The organism is Streptomyces polyasparticus (assembly GCF_014493765.1).
GTDB lineage: Bacteria > Actinomycetota > Actinomycetes > Streptomycetales > Streptomycetaceae > Streptomyces > Streptomyces polyasparticus.
This window is the reverse complement of record NZ_JACTVJ010000004.1, coordinates 852,514-866,151: the sequence shown is the minus strand read 5'-3', so window position 1 is coordinate 866,151 and position 13,638 is coordinate 852,514. Positions and strand designations below refer to the sequence as shown.

The 13,638-nt window shown below is 70.6% G+C and carries 16 protein-coding genes and 1 tRNA gene; 7 read left to right on the top strand and 10 right to left on the bottom strand.

Annotation, left to right across the window (positions count from 1 at the left end; all coding sequences use genetic code 11):
- Positions 1–95: 95 nt before the first annotated feature.
- Together H9Y04_RS08260 and H9Y04_RS08255 are read right to left on the bottom strand one after the other, a co-directional pair.
- A complete protein-coding gene (locus tag H9Y04_RS08260) occupies positions 96–1,481 on the bottom strand; it encodes a hypothetical protein (RefSeq protein WP_438818084.1) in 1,386 nt (461 codons plus the stop codon).
- 305 nt (positions 1,482–1,786) lie between these two features.
- A complete protein-coding gene (locus H9Y04_RS08255; RefSeq protein WP_187812988.1) occupies positions 1,787–2,554 on the bottom strand; it encodes a DUF4097 family beta strand repeat-containing protein in 768 nt (255 codons plus the stop codon).
- Between the two features lie 180 nt (positions 2,555–2,734).
- On the opposite strand from H9Y04_RS08255, the gene H9Y04_RS08250 reads away from it, so the two are divergent.
- Positions 2,735–2,806, top strand: a tRNA-Val gene (locus H9Y04_RS08250).
- A 447-nt stretch (positions 2,807–3,253) separates the two neighbouring features.
- Positions 3,254–3,442, top strand: a complete 189-nt coding sequence (locus H9Y04_RS08245; protein ID WP_187812987.1) for a hypothetical protein — start codon at positions 3,254–3,256, stop codon at positions 3,440–3,442.
- Between the two features lie 2 nt (positions 3,443–3,444).
- Here H9Y04_RS08245 and H9Y04_RS08240 read toward each other — a convergent pair whose 3' ends face one another.
- The 5 genes from H9Y04_RS08240 to clpX all read right to left on the bottom strand — a co-directional run bounded on the left by H9Y04_RS08240 (position 3,445) and on the right by clpX (position 6,722).
- On the bottom strand, positions 3,445–4,008 hold the full coding sequence (locus H9Y04_RS08240) for a CbrC family protein (protein WP_187812986.1): 564 nt from the start codon (positions 4,006–4,008) through the stop codon (positions 3,445–3,447).
- Between the two features lie 79 nt (positions 4,009–4,087).
- Positions 4,088–4,510: an SIR2 family protein gene (locus H9Y04_RS08235; RefSeq protein WP_308800898.1), complete on the bottom strand. Its 423-nt coding sequence runs from the start codon at positions 4,508–4,510 to the stop codon at positions 4,088–4,090.
- 65 nt (positions 4,511–4,575) lie between these two features.
- Positions 4,576–4,755: a DUF6193 family natural product biosynthesis protein gene (locus H9Y04_RS48410; RefSeq protein ID WP_438818089.1), complete on the bottom strand. Its 180-nt coding sequence runs from the start codon at positions 4,753–4,755 to the stop codon at positions 4,576–4,578.
- A gap of 69 nt (positions 4,756–4,824) precedes the next feature.
- The gene (locus tag H9Y04_RS08230; RefSeq protein ID WP_187812985.1) at positions 4,825–5,250 is read right to left on the bottom strand and encodes an STAS domain-containing protein; all 426 of its coding nucleotides are present in this window, start codon (positions 5,248–5,250) and stop codon (positions 4,825–4,827) included.
- A 218-nt stretch (positions 5,251–5,468) separates the two neighbouring features.
- The gene (gene clpX, locus H9Y04_RS08225) at positions 5,469–6,722 is read right to left on the bottom strand and encodes an ATP-dependent Clp protease ATP-binding subunit ClpX (RefSeq protein WP_308800897.1); all 1,254 of its coding nucleotides are present in this window, start codon (positions 6,720–6,722) and stop codon (positions 5,469–5,471) included.
- 251 nt (positions 6,723–6,973) lie between these two features.
- On the opposite strand from clpX, the gene H9Y04_RS08220 reads away from it, so the two are divergent.
- From H9Y04_RS08220 to H9Y04_RS08210, 3 genes are all read left to right on the top strand, one after another.
- Positions 6,974–8,032 (top strand): TetR/AcrR family transcriptional regulator, encoded by a 1,059-nt coding sequence (locus tag H9Y04_RS08220; RefSeq protein ID WP_187812984.1) that lies wholly within the window; start codon positions 6,974–6,976, stop codon positions 8,030–8,032.
- A 314-nt stretch (positions 8,033–8,346) separates the two neighbouring features.
- Positions 8,347–10,368, top strand: a complete 2,022-nt coding sequence (locus tag H9Y04_RS08215) for an NADPH-dependent 2,4-dienoyl-CoA reductase (RefSeq protein ID WP_187812983.1) — start codon at positions 8,347–8,349, stop codon at positions 10,366–10,368.
- 56 nt (positions 10,369–10,424) lie between these two features.
- Positions 10,425–10,982, top strand: coding sequence for a PadR family transcriptional regulator (locus H9Y04_RS08210; protein ID WP_187812982.1), 558 nt, complete (start codon positions 10,425–10,427; stop codon positions 10,980–10,982).
- 7 nt (positions 10,983–10,989) lie between these two features.
- On the opposite strand, the gene H9Y04_RS08205 is transcribed toward H9Y04_RS08210, so the two are convergent.
- Complete coding sequence (locus H9Y04_RS08205; protein ID WP_187812981.1) at positions 10,990–11,229, bottom strand: DUF2277 domain-containing protein; 240 nt, start codon at positions 11,227–11,229, stop codon at positions 10,990–10,992.
- A gap of 98 nt (positions 11,230–11,327) precedes the next feature.
- Between H9Y04_RS08205 and H9Y04_RS08200 the strand changes: the two genes are divergently transcribed.
- Positions 11,328–11,666, top strand: a complete 339-nt coding sequence (locus H9Y04_RS08200; protein ID WP_187812980.1) for a DUF8825 domain-containing protein — start codon at positions 11,328–11,330, stop codon at positions 11,664–11,666.
- Positions 11,667–11,695: 29 nt separating this feature from the next.
- Here the strand turns inward: H9Y04_RS08200 and H9Y04_RS08195 are convergent, their stop codons facing one another.
- Positions 11,696–12,334 (bottom strand): DedA family protein, encoded by a 639-nt coding sequence (locus H9Y04_RS08195; RefSeq protein ID WP_187812979.1) that lies wholly within the window; start codon positions 12,332–12,334, stop codon positions 11,696–11,698.
- A 234-nt stretch (positions 12,335–12,568) separates the two neighbouring features.
- Between H9Y04_RS08195 and H9Y04_RS08190 the strand changes: the two genes are divergently transcribed.
- A complete protein-coding gene (locus H9Y04_RS08190) occupies positions 12,569–13,168 on the top strand; it encodes a superoxide dismutase family protein (protein WP_187813107.1) in 600 nt (199 codons plus the stop codon).
- Here H9Y04_RS08190 and H9Y04_RS08185 read toward each other — a convergent pair.
- Entirely contained in the window at positions 13,134–13,610 is a 477-nt protein-coding gene (locus H9Y04_RS08185) for a DoxX family protein (protein WP_187812978.1), read from the bottom strand. The genes H9Y04_RS08190 and H9Y04_RS08185 overlap by 35 nt on opposite strands.
- Between the last annotated feature and the right edge of the window lie 28 nt (positions 13,611–13,638).

The following is a 13,638-nucleotide window of genomic DNA, read 5'->3' as shown; positions in this document are numbered from 1 at the left end:
GGGGCCGGCCGCGCTCCGGCGGGCTCAGCCGACTGCCCTGACCTTGGGTTCCGGCGCGCTCAGGCGGCCGCCCCGGCCTCTGGGCTGCGGCGGGCTCAGCCGGCCGCCCCGCCCCCGCGCTCCTCGCGGATCTGGGTCACGACCCTGGACACGGTCTGCCGTACCGACTCCGTCTCCGTGAGGAAGTGCCAGTAGTCGGGGTGGCGCCCCTCCAGCGTCGCGATCGCGCGGTCGAGCCGGGCCACCGAGTCGTCCAGCGGACGGGCATGCCGCGGATCGGCGGTGTTCCGCCCCGCCATGGCCAGCCGCTGGGCGTCCCTGATGGCGAACCGGGTCCGCTGGATCTCCTGCTCAGGATCCTTGGACACGGCGTTCAGCCTGGTCAGACGGTCGCCCGCGGCCGAGACCGCCTCATCGGTCGAATTGAGCAGAGCACGCACCGTGCCCAGCAGCGCCGTCGCGTCCGGCCAGCGCTGCTCGTCGCGCGCCTTGCGCGCGTCGGCCAGTTTGGTCTCGGCCTGCTTGACGTTCTCGGCGGCCTGTGCGGGCACCGACTGCAGGTCCTGCCAGCAGTTCGTGGTGAACCGCCGGCGCAGCTCGCTGAGGATCGGCTCCACCTGCGAGGCGCGCGTGGTCAGGGCCTGCGCCCTGGTCCGCAGCGAGACGAGGCGCCGGTCGATCTCGGCCGCCCGCTCCGGCAGCCGCTCCGCCTCGGCCCGTACCGCCTCGCCGTCCCGCGCGACCCGGTCCGCACGCTGCAGCGTCTCCGCCACGCCGTGGCGCCCGGCGCCCTGGTTCAGCTTGGTGAGCTCCGGGCCGAGCGCCGCGAGCCGCGCCGCGAGATCGTCGGCCTTCAGGCCGGAGGCCCGGGCGCCGTCGAGCGCCGTACTGGCCGCGAGCAGCGTCTGCCGCGCCCGCTCCACGGCGGGGGCGAGCCGGGCGAGCTGGGTCTCGGCCTTGTCGAGCAGCGGGCCGAGGCCCTGCGCGAAGCGGTCGAGGTCCTGCTTGGTCTTGGTCAGCGCGTCCTTGGCGGTGGTGAGTTCGGCGCGGGCGCGCGCCGCGATCGAGGCCTCCAGATCGTCGCGGTCGAGGTCATGGGCGTCGACGGCCTCGATGTACTGATGGCTGACCTCGTCGATACGGCGGCCGAGCGCCGCGAAGTCGTCGACGGCGCGGCGGGCGGCAGGCGAGGTGTCGACCGCGGTGATCGTGTCTATGGAGATCCGCAGATCGCGCTGGGCGCTGTCCAGGTCGTAGAAGGCCGCGGCCGCCGCGTCCTTGGCGGCCTGGGCGTCGGCGCGCTGGCTCTCGCCGCGCCCGCCGAACCAACGGCGCGTACCGCCCCCGGCGAACGCGGTCGGCAGCACCGCCACGACCAGCGGCACCGGCAGCAGCACCAGTGCGAGCACATCGCGGAACCCACCCGCAGACCTTCGGGGACGAGCAACTTCCGCGTAAGGCCGCGATGGTGTCGCCGTCACATCCCACTCCCGTGCTGTCATCCGCCCTGCCCGGAGCCATTCTCCCACCGGTTAAGGACGAACACACGGGTCGTTTAGTTCGCGCTTATGGCCCATGGCTGAGCAAAGATCCGCTGCGGACTGTATGGGGTGATCGGCATTCGGTACGGGAGGGGGTGGGGGGTCAGGTCTTACGGAGGGGGCGTGGGGAGGTGGTGGGGGGCAGGCATCGGGGCGGGGGCTGTGGGCTGGTGGTGGGGGATTGCGGCGCTGTCTGTCCGTGGGCCGGCGGGTGGGGCGCCGGACCCGTCGGATCGGGGGCGGAATCAGACGGTGTGCACGCGGATCCGGCCGTCCTGGCTGACCGCCGACACCACATGCGGACTCGACGCGTCGCGCTCCACGTCCACCTCGACCGAACCGTCCTGCGCATCGGCATCCACCTTGTACGCGGCCTCGGGCAGACCGATCTCCATCGAGCCGTCCTTGCTGCGCACGTCGATCCGGTCGGGCACCTCGGTGAGGGCGAGGCGTACACGGCCGTCCCGCACGTGCGCGCGGATGTCACGGGAGGCGACACCGACAGCTTCGAACGATCCGTCCTTGCTCTCGACATCCAGCGGACCGCTCGCGTCCTTCACCACGATCCGGCCGTCCTGGGACCTGATCTTCAGCGCGGTGCCGAAGCCCGTGGCGTTCACGCGGCCGTCCTCGTTGTCGACGGTCACGGCGACCTTGCGCGGCACCTCGACGCGGTGGCTGGCATCACAGGAGGTGACCACGCCCTCGCACTTCACGCGCAGTTCGAGCCGCTTGCCGTCGACCATCCGCCAGCTCACCTCCGCATCACCGACGACGGCGTGCCCGTCGAACCACCGCGTCACGCGCACGTCCTCGACATCGGCGGCCACGACATCGAGCGCGGAATCGTCCGAGTCGATGGTCAACTCCCGCCCCTGAAGCGCGAACTCCCGGGTCTCGGGGTCCTTGTCCTTGCTCACGTCGGAGCAGCCGACGATCACGAGCGCACCGGCCAGCGCCCCGGCCGTGACCAGCGAGCTGCGGATACGGGTACGAACGCTGCGGACGGTCATCTCGGCTCCTCCTGCGGGCGGAACGGCCACGGGGCCGCGCTTGCCTCCGACCGTAGAATCGCGGCCCGCCCAGGGGGATCCGGGCCACTACCGGATCCGGGGTGGGGTTAACCCCCGACGCCACCTGGATACGGGTTTGCGGGGCACCGCCCCGGGCAAGGTAGGCTGTCGATCGCTCCCGGGCGCGTAGCTCAGCGGTAGAGCGCCGCCCTTACAAGGCGGATGTCGGCGGTTCGAAACCGTCCGCGCCCACAAGATCGGTAGCAGACAGGGGCCCAGGCTCTCCGGTGGAAACCGAGAGCCTGGGCCCCTGTCATGTTTGGCCGGTCGGCGTTGGTAGAGAGTCGCCGTGTCACTTACGTGCCAGATGGCTTGTCGCCGTCTCGCTTGCCGCTCGTCCGGGGGTTGGTCTTCCTGGTCGGCCGCTGGGCCACGTGCTCGGCCTCCTCCATGTCGCCGGCGGCGCACAGCTCGACGAGTTCGGCCACATCCGTCTGGAGAATGCTGAGTGTGGTTCCTGCGACAGCCCGGCCGCTGCCTGACAGCGGACAGCCCCGGGTGCGCTTGCCACGATCCCCTCCATGCCCGAGACCTGCTGGACGACGCTCTCGCCTGGCTGCCGCCGGCTGCTGAGGCCGAGTTGGGGATCATCGTGTCCCGCCTTGACGACGAGTTCGAGCGACGCACCATCCCCGACCCGTGGATCAAGCGCGTGAGCGCATGGGCGGCGGAAGCCTGGTGGCGTCAACGCTCGCAGGAATGGTGATCGCCTTGGGTGTCGAGGAGCTGGTGATCTGCGCTTTCTGTATGGAGAGCAGCGATGCCGGCGTTTTCGGTGACGGGGTCACGTTTGGACATCACACGCGCCGGATCGTTGCGCGCCGGTGAGCTCAGCCGATGTCCCAGGACGCCAGGCCCATGCCGCAGTGCAAGCAGCGGAAGAGGTAGGCGGTCGGCTCGCCTTCCCGGTCCAGGCTTCGGAGGAAGTCTTCGGATTCCGGCTGCGTCCAGCCGTAACGCTGGTGATCTTCGCGGAGCATGGCCAGAGCCTCCGGGAAGGCTTGCAGCTCGCGGTATCCAGCTGGGCCGAGGTAAGCCGCGCCATCGCCGCAGTGGTACAGCCAGGAATCCTGCTGCCAAGCGGTGAAGCCGGGAGTGTGTCGGGTGATCTCATCGACGACCGACATGGGTACGTCGTCCGGCACGTCGACGGCATCGCTGAACATCGCGAGCATGCCGGACTCCTCGTCGCCTTCGACCGAGACGCCGAGAGTGCTGGATGCTTCTCCGGACTGGATGCAGTGAAGGCAGAGGGAATCAGGTTGCCGGCCGTAGACGGGGCCTATGTAGCGGATCTGGCGACGCATGCCGCAGACGCCGCAGTCATGCTCTGCACGCGATGCCGACCCGGTGGCAACGGGATCCGGGTGGTATCGAAAGATCGGCTCTGTCACGGGCCCATCATTTCAACAACCAGGGATGCGGTCGCCTGCCTCGACGCCGACCGAGTGCGGCACGGTCCAACCGGCGGGCTCAGCAGCCCGGTTGCTCGACCGCCGCCATGACCGAGCGCTGCCGGAGACGGTCGGCGAGGAGCTCCATCTCGACCAGTGTTCCCGTCAACCCTGTCGCCTTCAGTTCGTCTGCCAGGGCCTTTGCCTGTGTGAGTGTCACGTCGTGTGCCTCGCGCAGTGCACGAAGGATGGGTGCGGAGCTTGCCTCGGGCTCTGTCAGGCGAAGCCGGGCAGAGCCGTGGCGGGCCAGTAGTGCCTGGCGGATCGCGTCCGGGGTCACCCTGCCGCTGTCCTCCTCGCACCACACGGTGTCGCACGACTGGCAGCTTCCTGAGGTGTCCCACCAAAGGCGCCCACGGTCGATGAACTGGCCGATATCGAGGGTCAGTACGCCGCCGCAGGCATGGCATGGCACTGTGGTGCGCACTCCCTGGGTGATCACCGTGCTTCTCCTCGTCGGTCGTGGGCAGCGATGATCCATGGGAGCGCGAGCGGCGGGTCGGTTCGTCAGGCGGGCTCGTCCGCGGACGTGGTGATGGCAGGTTCGGAGTCGGTGGGCAGGAGTGTGAGGACGAGAGTCACCGCCTCATCGGCGGTGTCGACCTCGCCGAGAACGGCGTAGGGGTTGCGCCGGCGAACCTCGAAGCGGCCGCAGCGCAGCGGTTGCGCTCGTGCGGGTGCAGCAATCAGCCCCAGCCGATCAGCCGCAACCCATCAGCCGCAACCCATCAGCCGCAACCCATCAGCCGCATCCCATCAGCCCGGCGATGCGTGGGCGTGCCCGGGGGGATCGATGCGCTGTCGGGCGCCGATGCTGTTCGCTCCCTCGGCGTCGGCCAGGGCCTGCTGGAGGGAGTCGAACAGGGGGAGGCGGCCGTCGAGGCCCACGAGGTGCAGGATTTTGCGCGGGAGCCGACGGTCCGTCACCACCCTTGTGGTCACGTCGAGTTGTTCGAGGTGGCGGTGGAGGTCCTCAAGCAGGGCCGTTCCGGCCATGGTCAGGAAGCCGGCGGCGGACCAGTCCACCACCACGAGCCGCACCGGCCTGTCCTGCGCGTCGACCAGGCGGCTGCGGCACAGTGCGCGTAACTCCCCGCCGATCTCTGCGGCGTTGCTGATGTCGACCTCTGCGGGCAGTGCCACCACCAAGGCAGCACCCCGCTGTTCACACTGAAGCGTCATGATGTGACCGTCCTCTGCGGTCCGCTTGGCGACCGACGACGCCCCGGACGGGCTCGATGGTGCCAATTGTCCCGCCGGGTACCGCAGAAGAACGGTTCCAGCCCACAAGTACCTTGCTGAAACGATTGCTCGCATGCGGGTTCCCCCGGCCTCCCGCAGATGTGCGCCTCAGATCCCGCGCCCCGGCAAGATCCGGAAGAGACGCCCTGAGCCGCGCCCTAAGCCGACTGCTCGTCCCACCCTTGCGCAGGCCGCGGGATCAGCGTCGGGTTCACGTGGTCGAGGACCGTCTCGCGGGTGATGACCACGCGGGCCACGTCGTCGCGGCTCGGGACCTCGTACATCACGTTGAGCAGGACCTCTTCGAGGACGCTGCGCGCCGCCCGCGCCCCGGTGCGGCGCAGCAGTGCCTGGTCGGCGATCGCGGCGACGGCCTCGTCCGTGAACTCCAGCTCCACGCCGTCCAGTTCGAAGAGCTTCTGGTACTGCTTGATCAGCGCGTTGCGCGGCTCGGTGAGGATTCGGATCAGCGCCGTACGGTCCAGAGCGTGCACCGAGGCCGTGAGCGGAAGCCGGCCCACGAACTCCGGGATCAGGCCGTACTCGCGCAGATCCGCCGCCGTCACCTCGCTCAGCGGCTCGGGGGAGCGCAGCGGCGTCGGGCCGAAGCCGATGGTGCGCCGCGACGAACGGCGTTCGACGATCTCCTCGAGGCCCGCGAAGGCGCCGCCCACGATGAACAGGATCTGGGTGGTGTCGAGTTGGATGAACTCCTGGCCTGGATGCTTGCGGCCGCCCTGCGGCGGGATCGACGCCACGGTCCCTTCGAGGATCTTCAGGAGCGCCTGCTGTACGCCCTCTCCGCTGACGTCGCGGGTCAGGGAAGGTCCTTCGCTCTTACGGGAGACCTTGTCGATCTCGTCGACGTAGATGATCCCGCGCTGGGCCCGCTCGATGTCGTGGTCCGCGGCCTGCACCAGCTTGAGCAGGATGTTCTCCACGTCCTCGCCCACATAACCGGCCTCGGTGAGCGCCGTGGCGTCGGCGATCGCGAAGGGCACGTCGAGGATCCGGGCCAGCGTCTGGACCAGGTAGGTCTTGCCGCATCCGGTAGGGCCCACGAGCAGCACGTTGGACTTGCCGAGCTCCACGTCGGAGTCCGGGGCGGTCCGGTTGCGGATCCGCTTGTAGTGGTTGTAGACGGCCACCGCGAGCGTCCGCTTGGCCTGCTCCTGGCCGATGACGTAGCTCTCCAGATGGTCGAAGATCTCGCGCGGCGTGGGGAGTTCGGCCAGGGGGCCCTGTTCCGTCGCCTCGACGAGGTCCTCGGCGATGAGCTCGTTGCACAGCCCCACGCACTCGTCGCAGATGCAGATCCCGCCGGGCCCTGCGATCAGTTTGCGGACCGACTTCTGGCTCTTCCCGCAGAATGTGCAGGTCAGCAGGGAGTCGCTGTCACCGGCGCGTGCCACTCGGATTCGTCTCCCTCGACCACATGACTCGGAACGTCCACCGGCCGCCCGTCCGCATCACCCGGACTTCGACCGGTATTTCAAATGACGGCATCATCTGAATCAACCAGTGGAGACGGTAACGTGACAGCGGCGCCGACGGCAACGCGCCTGGCAAATCGGCGAATCGGTGCATCGTCGCATCGATGCGCCTGTGTACCGCGGCACATCAGGAGAACCGCGTACCAGTGAATCAGTGAGGGACGACCACGATGGCCCGGCTCAGCAGAGTGGAGCTGCAGGCGCAGAACCGGGCGAAGGTGCTCGCCGCGGCCCGCGCCGAGTTCGCCGCGCGCGGCTTCGACGGTGCCAAGGTCGATGCCATCGCCGAGCGGGCCGGCCTCACCCGCGGCGCGGTGTACTCCAACTTCTCCGGCAAGCGCGCGCTCTACTTCTCCGTACTCGCCGAGCTGGCCCAGGGCGCACCCGCCCCGGCCGCGAACCTCACCCCTGCCACCCCCGCCGAAGCGCTCGGCGCCTACGCCCGCACTCTGCTCACCCAGCTGCCCCTGACCACCGAGCACGGCCGGCTCGGCAGCAGGCTGCAGCAGGAGATCCTCGCCGAGGAGAGCACTCGCGGTGCCTACGCCCAGCTGCTCGGGCTCGACGCGATCCTGCTCGGCCTGTGCCTGGAGGCGCTCGGTCCCGACCGCCGGATGGTCCGCGCCGCCGAATCCGCGCTCACCTTCCTGCACGGCGCGCGTCAACTCGCCGACTCCGCACCGGGGTTCGTCGACCCCTTCCAGGCGGTCACGGCCTGCGAGCTGCTCGCCGCCATCGAGGACGACGGCTCCTGGCCGCCCGCCCATCTCCCGTACGCCACCCGGGCCGTGCCGTCCGACCGCCCCTGGTCGCCGCCGCCCGCCATGGACATCCTGCGCGGCCGCCCGGCCCGTATCGACGAAGGCGTGGTGGCCGTCCTGGGACTGCAACGCCTCGAAGCCGTAGAGGAGTTGCTGCGCTCCGCGCCGCCGGGCACGCCCGTCACCGCGGCCCTCGTATCCGCCGACTGCCACGAACTCGCCCCGCTCGCCCGCCTCACGCTCGCCGAGCTGAGCACCTGTCTGCGTGCCGTCTTCCCGCCGTCGCTGCGGCCCCCGCTCCAGCTCGTGTACGACGAGTCCGGCGCCGTTGCCGCGGCGGCGGGCCTCGACGGGAGCGGTGACGACGCCGAGGGCGCCGTACGGATCGAAGCGGGCCGGATCGTCGCAACCGCGAGCGGCCGAGGCGCCTGCCACGCGGTGGCAGCGGCGACGGCCTCGGTCGGCTGAGCGTTCCGGCGGCAGTGCCTGTCGGCTGAGCAGGGCCTCCCGGCCGCGCCACGCGTCGGCTGAGCAGGGTCTCCTGTCCGCTGAGCAGGGCATCCCCGCCGCGCCCCCGTCGGCCGACCCCCGCCGCTCCTCCCTCATGTGACACACCCCGCATTCCCGCGCCCTGGCCCTTTGTGCAACGAGTTGCATAATGAATCCGGCGCACAGCCCTGCCGTCATCGCCACAGCCACCGCCGCTGCTGCCGTCGCTGGACCGTCGCCACGACCGCCGCTGCCGTCACCGCCGTCGTCCCAGCCGTATCGAGGAGCCCCGGATGAGTGCCTACCCCCATCTCATGACCCCCCTTGACCTGGGCTTTCTCACCCTGCCCAACCGCGTCGTGATGGGCTCGATGCACGTCGGCCTTGAAGAGGCCGAGCGCGGTTTCGAGCGGATGGCGGCCTTCTACGCGGAGCGTGCCCGCGGTGGCGTCGGCCTGATCGTCACCGGTGGTATCGCGCCCAACGACGCGGCCCGCCCGTACGAGGGCGGCGCGAAGCTCACCACGGAGGAGGAGGCCGCGCAGCACCGCGTCGTCACCGAGGCCGTGCACCGCGAGGGCGGCCGGATCGCGCTGCAGATCCTGCACTTCGGGCGGTACGCGTACCACAAGGACCTGGTCGCGCCGAGCGCGCTGCAGGCGCCGATCTCGCCGTTCGTGCCGCACGAGCTGACCGACGACGAGGTCGAGCGGACCATCGAGGACTTCGTGCGCACGGCCGTGCTCGCGAAGAAGGCCGGGTACGACGGCGTCGAGATCATGGGCTCCGAGGGCTATCTGATCAACGAGTTCATCGCCGCGCAGACCAACCACCGCACCGACCGCTGGGGCGGCTCGTACGAGAACCGGATGCGGTTCCCCGTGGAGATCGTGCGCCGCACGCGGGCCCGCCTCGGCCGTGACTTCCTGATCGTCTACCGCCTCTCCATGCTGGACCTGGTCCCCGGCGGCTCCACCCTCGACGAGGTCGTGGCCCTCGCCCGCGAGATCGAGGCGGCCGGCGCCAACATCCTCAACACCGGCATCGGCTGGCACGAGGCGCGTATCCCCACCATCGCCACCACCGTGCCGCGCGGAGCCTTCGCCTGGGTGACCAAGAAGGTGATGGGCGCGGTCGACATCCCGCTCGTCACCAGCAACCGCATCAACACCCCTGAAGTGGCCGAGCAGTTGCTCGCCGACGGGCACGCCGATCTGGTGTCGCTTGCGCGGCCCTTCCTCGCCGACCCCGAGTTCGTGGCGAAGGCCTCCGAGGGGCGGCCCGAGACGATCAACACCTGCATCGGCTGCAACCAGGCCTGCCTCGACCACACCTTCAGCGGGAAGATCACCTCCTGTCTGGTCAACCCGCGCGCCTGCCACGAGACCGAGCTGACCCTCGGCCCGGTCCGCCGCGCCAAGCACATCGCGGTCGTCGGCGCGGGACCCGCCGGTCTCGCCTGTGCGGTGTCCGCGGCCGAACGCGGCCACCAGGTCACGCTGTTCGACGCCGCCGAGGAGATCGGCGGCCAACTGAACGTGGCCCGCAAGGTCCCCGGCAAGCAGGAGTTCGACGAGACCCTGCGCTACTTCCGCGTACAGCTCGAAGAGCGCGGCGTGGACGTCAAGCTGGGGGTGCGCGTGGAGGCGGGCGACCTCACCGACGGCGCGTACGACGAGATCGTGATCGCCACCGGAGTGGAGCCGCGCACGCCCGCGATCGAGGGGGTCGGCCACCCGAGCGTGGTCAGTTACCTCGATGTGCTGCAGGGCGCGGCCGAGGTGGGGGAGAAGGTCGCGGTGGTCGGGGCCGGCGGGATCGGGTTCGACGTCGCGGAGTTCCTCACCGACGGCGGCGAGGGCGCGAGCGAGGACCCGGCCGTGTACTTCCGGCAGTGGGGCGTCGACATGGAGTACCGCACGCGCGGCGGCCTGCACGAGGCGGAGCGCCCGCGGCCCCCGCGCCAGGTGCACCTGCTGCAGCGCAAGGCGAGCAAGGTCGGCGCCGGGCTCGGCAAGACCACGGGCTGGATCCACCGCACCGAGCTCAAGCACCGGGGCGTGACGATGCTCGCCGGTGTCACGTACGACCGTATCGACGACGCGGGGCTGCACATCTCGGTCGACGGGCAGAGCTCGGTGCTCGACGTGGACACCGTGGTGCTGTGCGCCGGGCAGGAGCCGCGCCGCGCGCTGTACGACGCGCTGCTCGCGGCCGGGGCGAACGTGCATGTGATCGGCGGCGCCGACGTGGCCGCCGAGCTGGACGCGAAGCGGGCGATCAAGCAGGGCACGGAGCTGGCGGCGTCCCTGTAGTCCCCGGCCGGCAACAGAGGAACCGAGGAACCGAGGAACCGAGGAAGGGGAGCCAGGTGTCCCTGCCCCACGCGATCCTGACCGCCCTGCTGGAGAAGCCCTCGTCGGGTCTTGAGCTCACGCGCCGCTTCGACAAGTCGATCGGCTACTTCTGGTCGGCCACGCATCAGCAGATCTACCGGGAGCTCGGCCGCCTGGAGACGTCCGGCCTGATCAGGGCGCTGCCGGCGCAGGGGCCCTCGCGCGGTTCGAAGAAGGAGTACGAGGTCCTCGCGGCCGGGCGCGAGGAGCTCGCCGCCTGGGTCGCGCGCCCCGAGGACCCGCGTCCCATCCGCGATCCGCTGCTCCTTCGTGTACGGGCGGCGGGCGTGGTCGGCCGTGAAGGGCTCGCGCAGGAGCTGAGGCGCCATCTCGACCTGCACCGGCGGCAGTTGGCGCAGTACGAGGCGATCGAGGCGCGGGACTTCCCCGAAGGCGGCGACCCGCTGCAGCATCTCGTCCTGCGGGGCGGGATCGACCTGGAGACCTTCTGGGTGGCGTGGCTGGAGCGGGCGCTGCGCGACTTCGACGCCGGCACGGGCACGGACGCAGACGCCGACACCGGCAGCAGCTAAGCCGAGGTCAAGCCGCGCCCTTGGCCTTCGCGCCGCCCGCTCCCCGTACGACCAGATCCTGGAGCAGCTCGGCGGTGGCCTCCGCGACCGCGTCCACGGCCCGGTCGAAGACCTCCTGGTTGTGCGCGGCGGGGGCGCGGAAGCCGGAGATCTTCCGTACGTACTGAAGCGCTGCGGCGCGGATGTCCTCCTCGGTGGCGTCGTGCTCGAGGACCGGCGGGCGAAGGGTCTTGATGCTGCGGCACATGTCTCCAGTGTGGCGCGCGATCTCCGAAGGAACACACGTTCGCGTGAAGTCCCCGATTTCGCTCGCTCTCGGAAATCGAACAGACGTAGCATTGTGGCGTGGCTGTGACTCCTGAGTTCCCGAGTGATCTCCTCGCAGGTCAGGAGGAGCTGCATCAGATCAGGTCAGAACTCCTGGCGCTGCTGAAGCGGCTCCCCTGGTCCGTCGTGCCGCTCGACGGCTTCAGCGATACGGGCGGCTGGCGCAAGGTCGAGCGCCCTGCCTCGCCCGGCTGGACCGAGGACGAGCAGGCCGAGGTGGAGAAGCTGCGGCGGCGCGAGCTGGAGCTTGCGGTGTTCGTCAGCGGCCACCGCTACTGGAAGGAGGTGGCCACGCCGGACGTGGTCAGCGCCCGGATGCTCCTGAAGCATGTGCACGAACAGCGGGCAGGGGAGTAGGCGCCGCCCACAAGCGCGCAGCGCCGGCCTCAGCCCGCCGCGTCGGCCGCGGCCGCAGGGCGCCGCATCAGATAGGCCGCCCCCGCGCCGGCGCCGAAGAGCGCCGCGAGCGAGACCGCCGTGGCGATCCAGTTGGCGCCGAGCAGCTGGCCGCCGAAGTACCCGAGCCCCACGCTGTACGCGGCCCACGCGACCCCCGCGAGCGCCGACCACGGCAGGAACTCCCGTACGCGCCGGTGCGCCGCGCCCGCGCCGAAGGACACCACCGAGCGCCCGGCAGGAGCGAAGCGCGCGAGCACGACCAGGGCGCCGCCGCCCCGCGCGAGCGCCGCGCCGAGACGTTCCTGCGCCGCGGTGAGGCGGCGCGAGCGGGCCAGCGCCCGGTCCCAGCGCGGACCCCCGCGCCAGGCGATCCGGTACGCGGCGAGATCGCCGAGCACCGAGGCGGTCGCCGCGCACAGCGCGAGCAGCAGGAGGTCGGGCACGTCGCCCACCACGCGGGTGGCGGAGCCGGCCGCCGCACCCGTTCCGGCGGCGGCCGCCGTGGCCGCGGTGATCACCAGGAAGCCGCTGGGCAGCACGGGCAGGAACACATCGAAGAGGATCGAGACCGCCACGACGGCGTAGATCCAGGGACTGCCGGTGAGGGCACCCACACTGTCCAGCACGAGCCCTCCCGGTCGGCGCGGCCGCGCCGCTCGGGCGCCGCTGAGGTGCGGGTCCGCAGATTCCGGACACGGCGCACCATCAACAGCCATACAGCGTACGCACGGTGTGCCCGGGGACATCCACGGGGGTGCTAAGCGGCCTCCGCCGTTCACCCGGCTGCCGTGCCCGATGCGGCGGGCGGCGCCGGAGTCCCGTACGAACGAAGGGAGAAGACCACAGCAAGGGAGCTGACGATGGTGGCAGGGATGGCGGTGGCGGGTCTCGCGGCCGCGCTGCTGGCGACGACGGGCGGCAGCGCCGTGGGCGGCGCGGACGGCAGCGGCGGCGTCAGGACGAGTGGAGCCGCGGCGGACTACTACTGGATGCGGGCCGAGGCCACCTTCGCTCCGCCCAGTGCGCTGATCCCGTCGACCGCCAAGACGTACGACATGAAGCTGGTGCCCGCGGCGAGCTGGATCGAGGTGCGCCAGCACACGGACGAGCAGGGCACCAAGGTGTCGCTGAAGGTGAAGGGCCTCAAGCCGGGGCACGCGTACGGCGCGCACGTCCATCAGAAGCCGTGCGGCACCGACCCGATGGACGCCGGCGGGCACTATCAGAACGTGGTCGACCCGGTGCAGCCGTCGAAGGACCCGAAATATCTGAACCCGGACAACGAGATCTGGCTGGACTTCACCACCGACAAGGCCGGGAACGCCGAAGCGGCCGCGCACCACAGCTGGAACTTCCGCCGGGGCGCGGCCGCTTCGGTGGTCCTGCACCGCGAACAGGGCGGTGCGGGCGACCGGTTGGCCTGTTTCACCGTGCCGTTCGGATCGCTTCCTCACTCCTGACGGGCTCCTTCGCCGCCTCGGCCAGTTCCTCGCGCACCCGTGCGCCGCGCGAGAAGAGCCGGTCGAGGCCGAGCGCGCCGGAGCCGGTGAAGACCAGGAGGAAGAAGGCCCAGCAGAACAGGGCGGAGGACTCGCCGCCGTTCTGCAGCGGCCACAGCGCCTCGGGCTGGTGCACCTTGAAGTACGCGTAGGCCATCGAGCCCGAGGCGAAGAAGGCGGCGGCGCGGGTGCCGAGGCCGATGAGGACCAGGCCGCCGCCGACGAGCTGGATCACGGCCGCGTACCAGGACGGCCAGGCGCCGATCTCCGGGGTGCTGCCGCCCATCGGGCCGCCGAGCACACCGAACAGGGTGGCCGCGCCGTGGCAGGCGAACAGCAGGCCGACGACGATGCGGAACAGGCCTATGGCATAGGGCTGGGCGCTGTTGAGACGTCCAGTCATGGAGGGCTCCTTACTTCGGTTCGGGGAC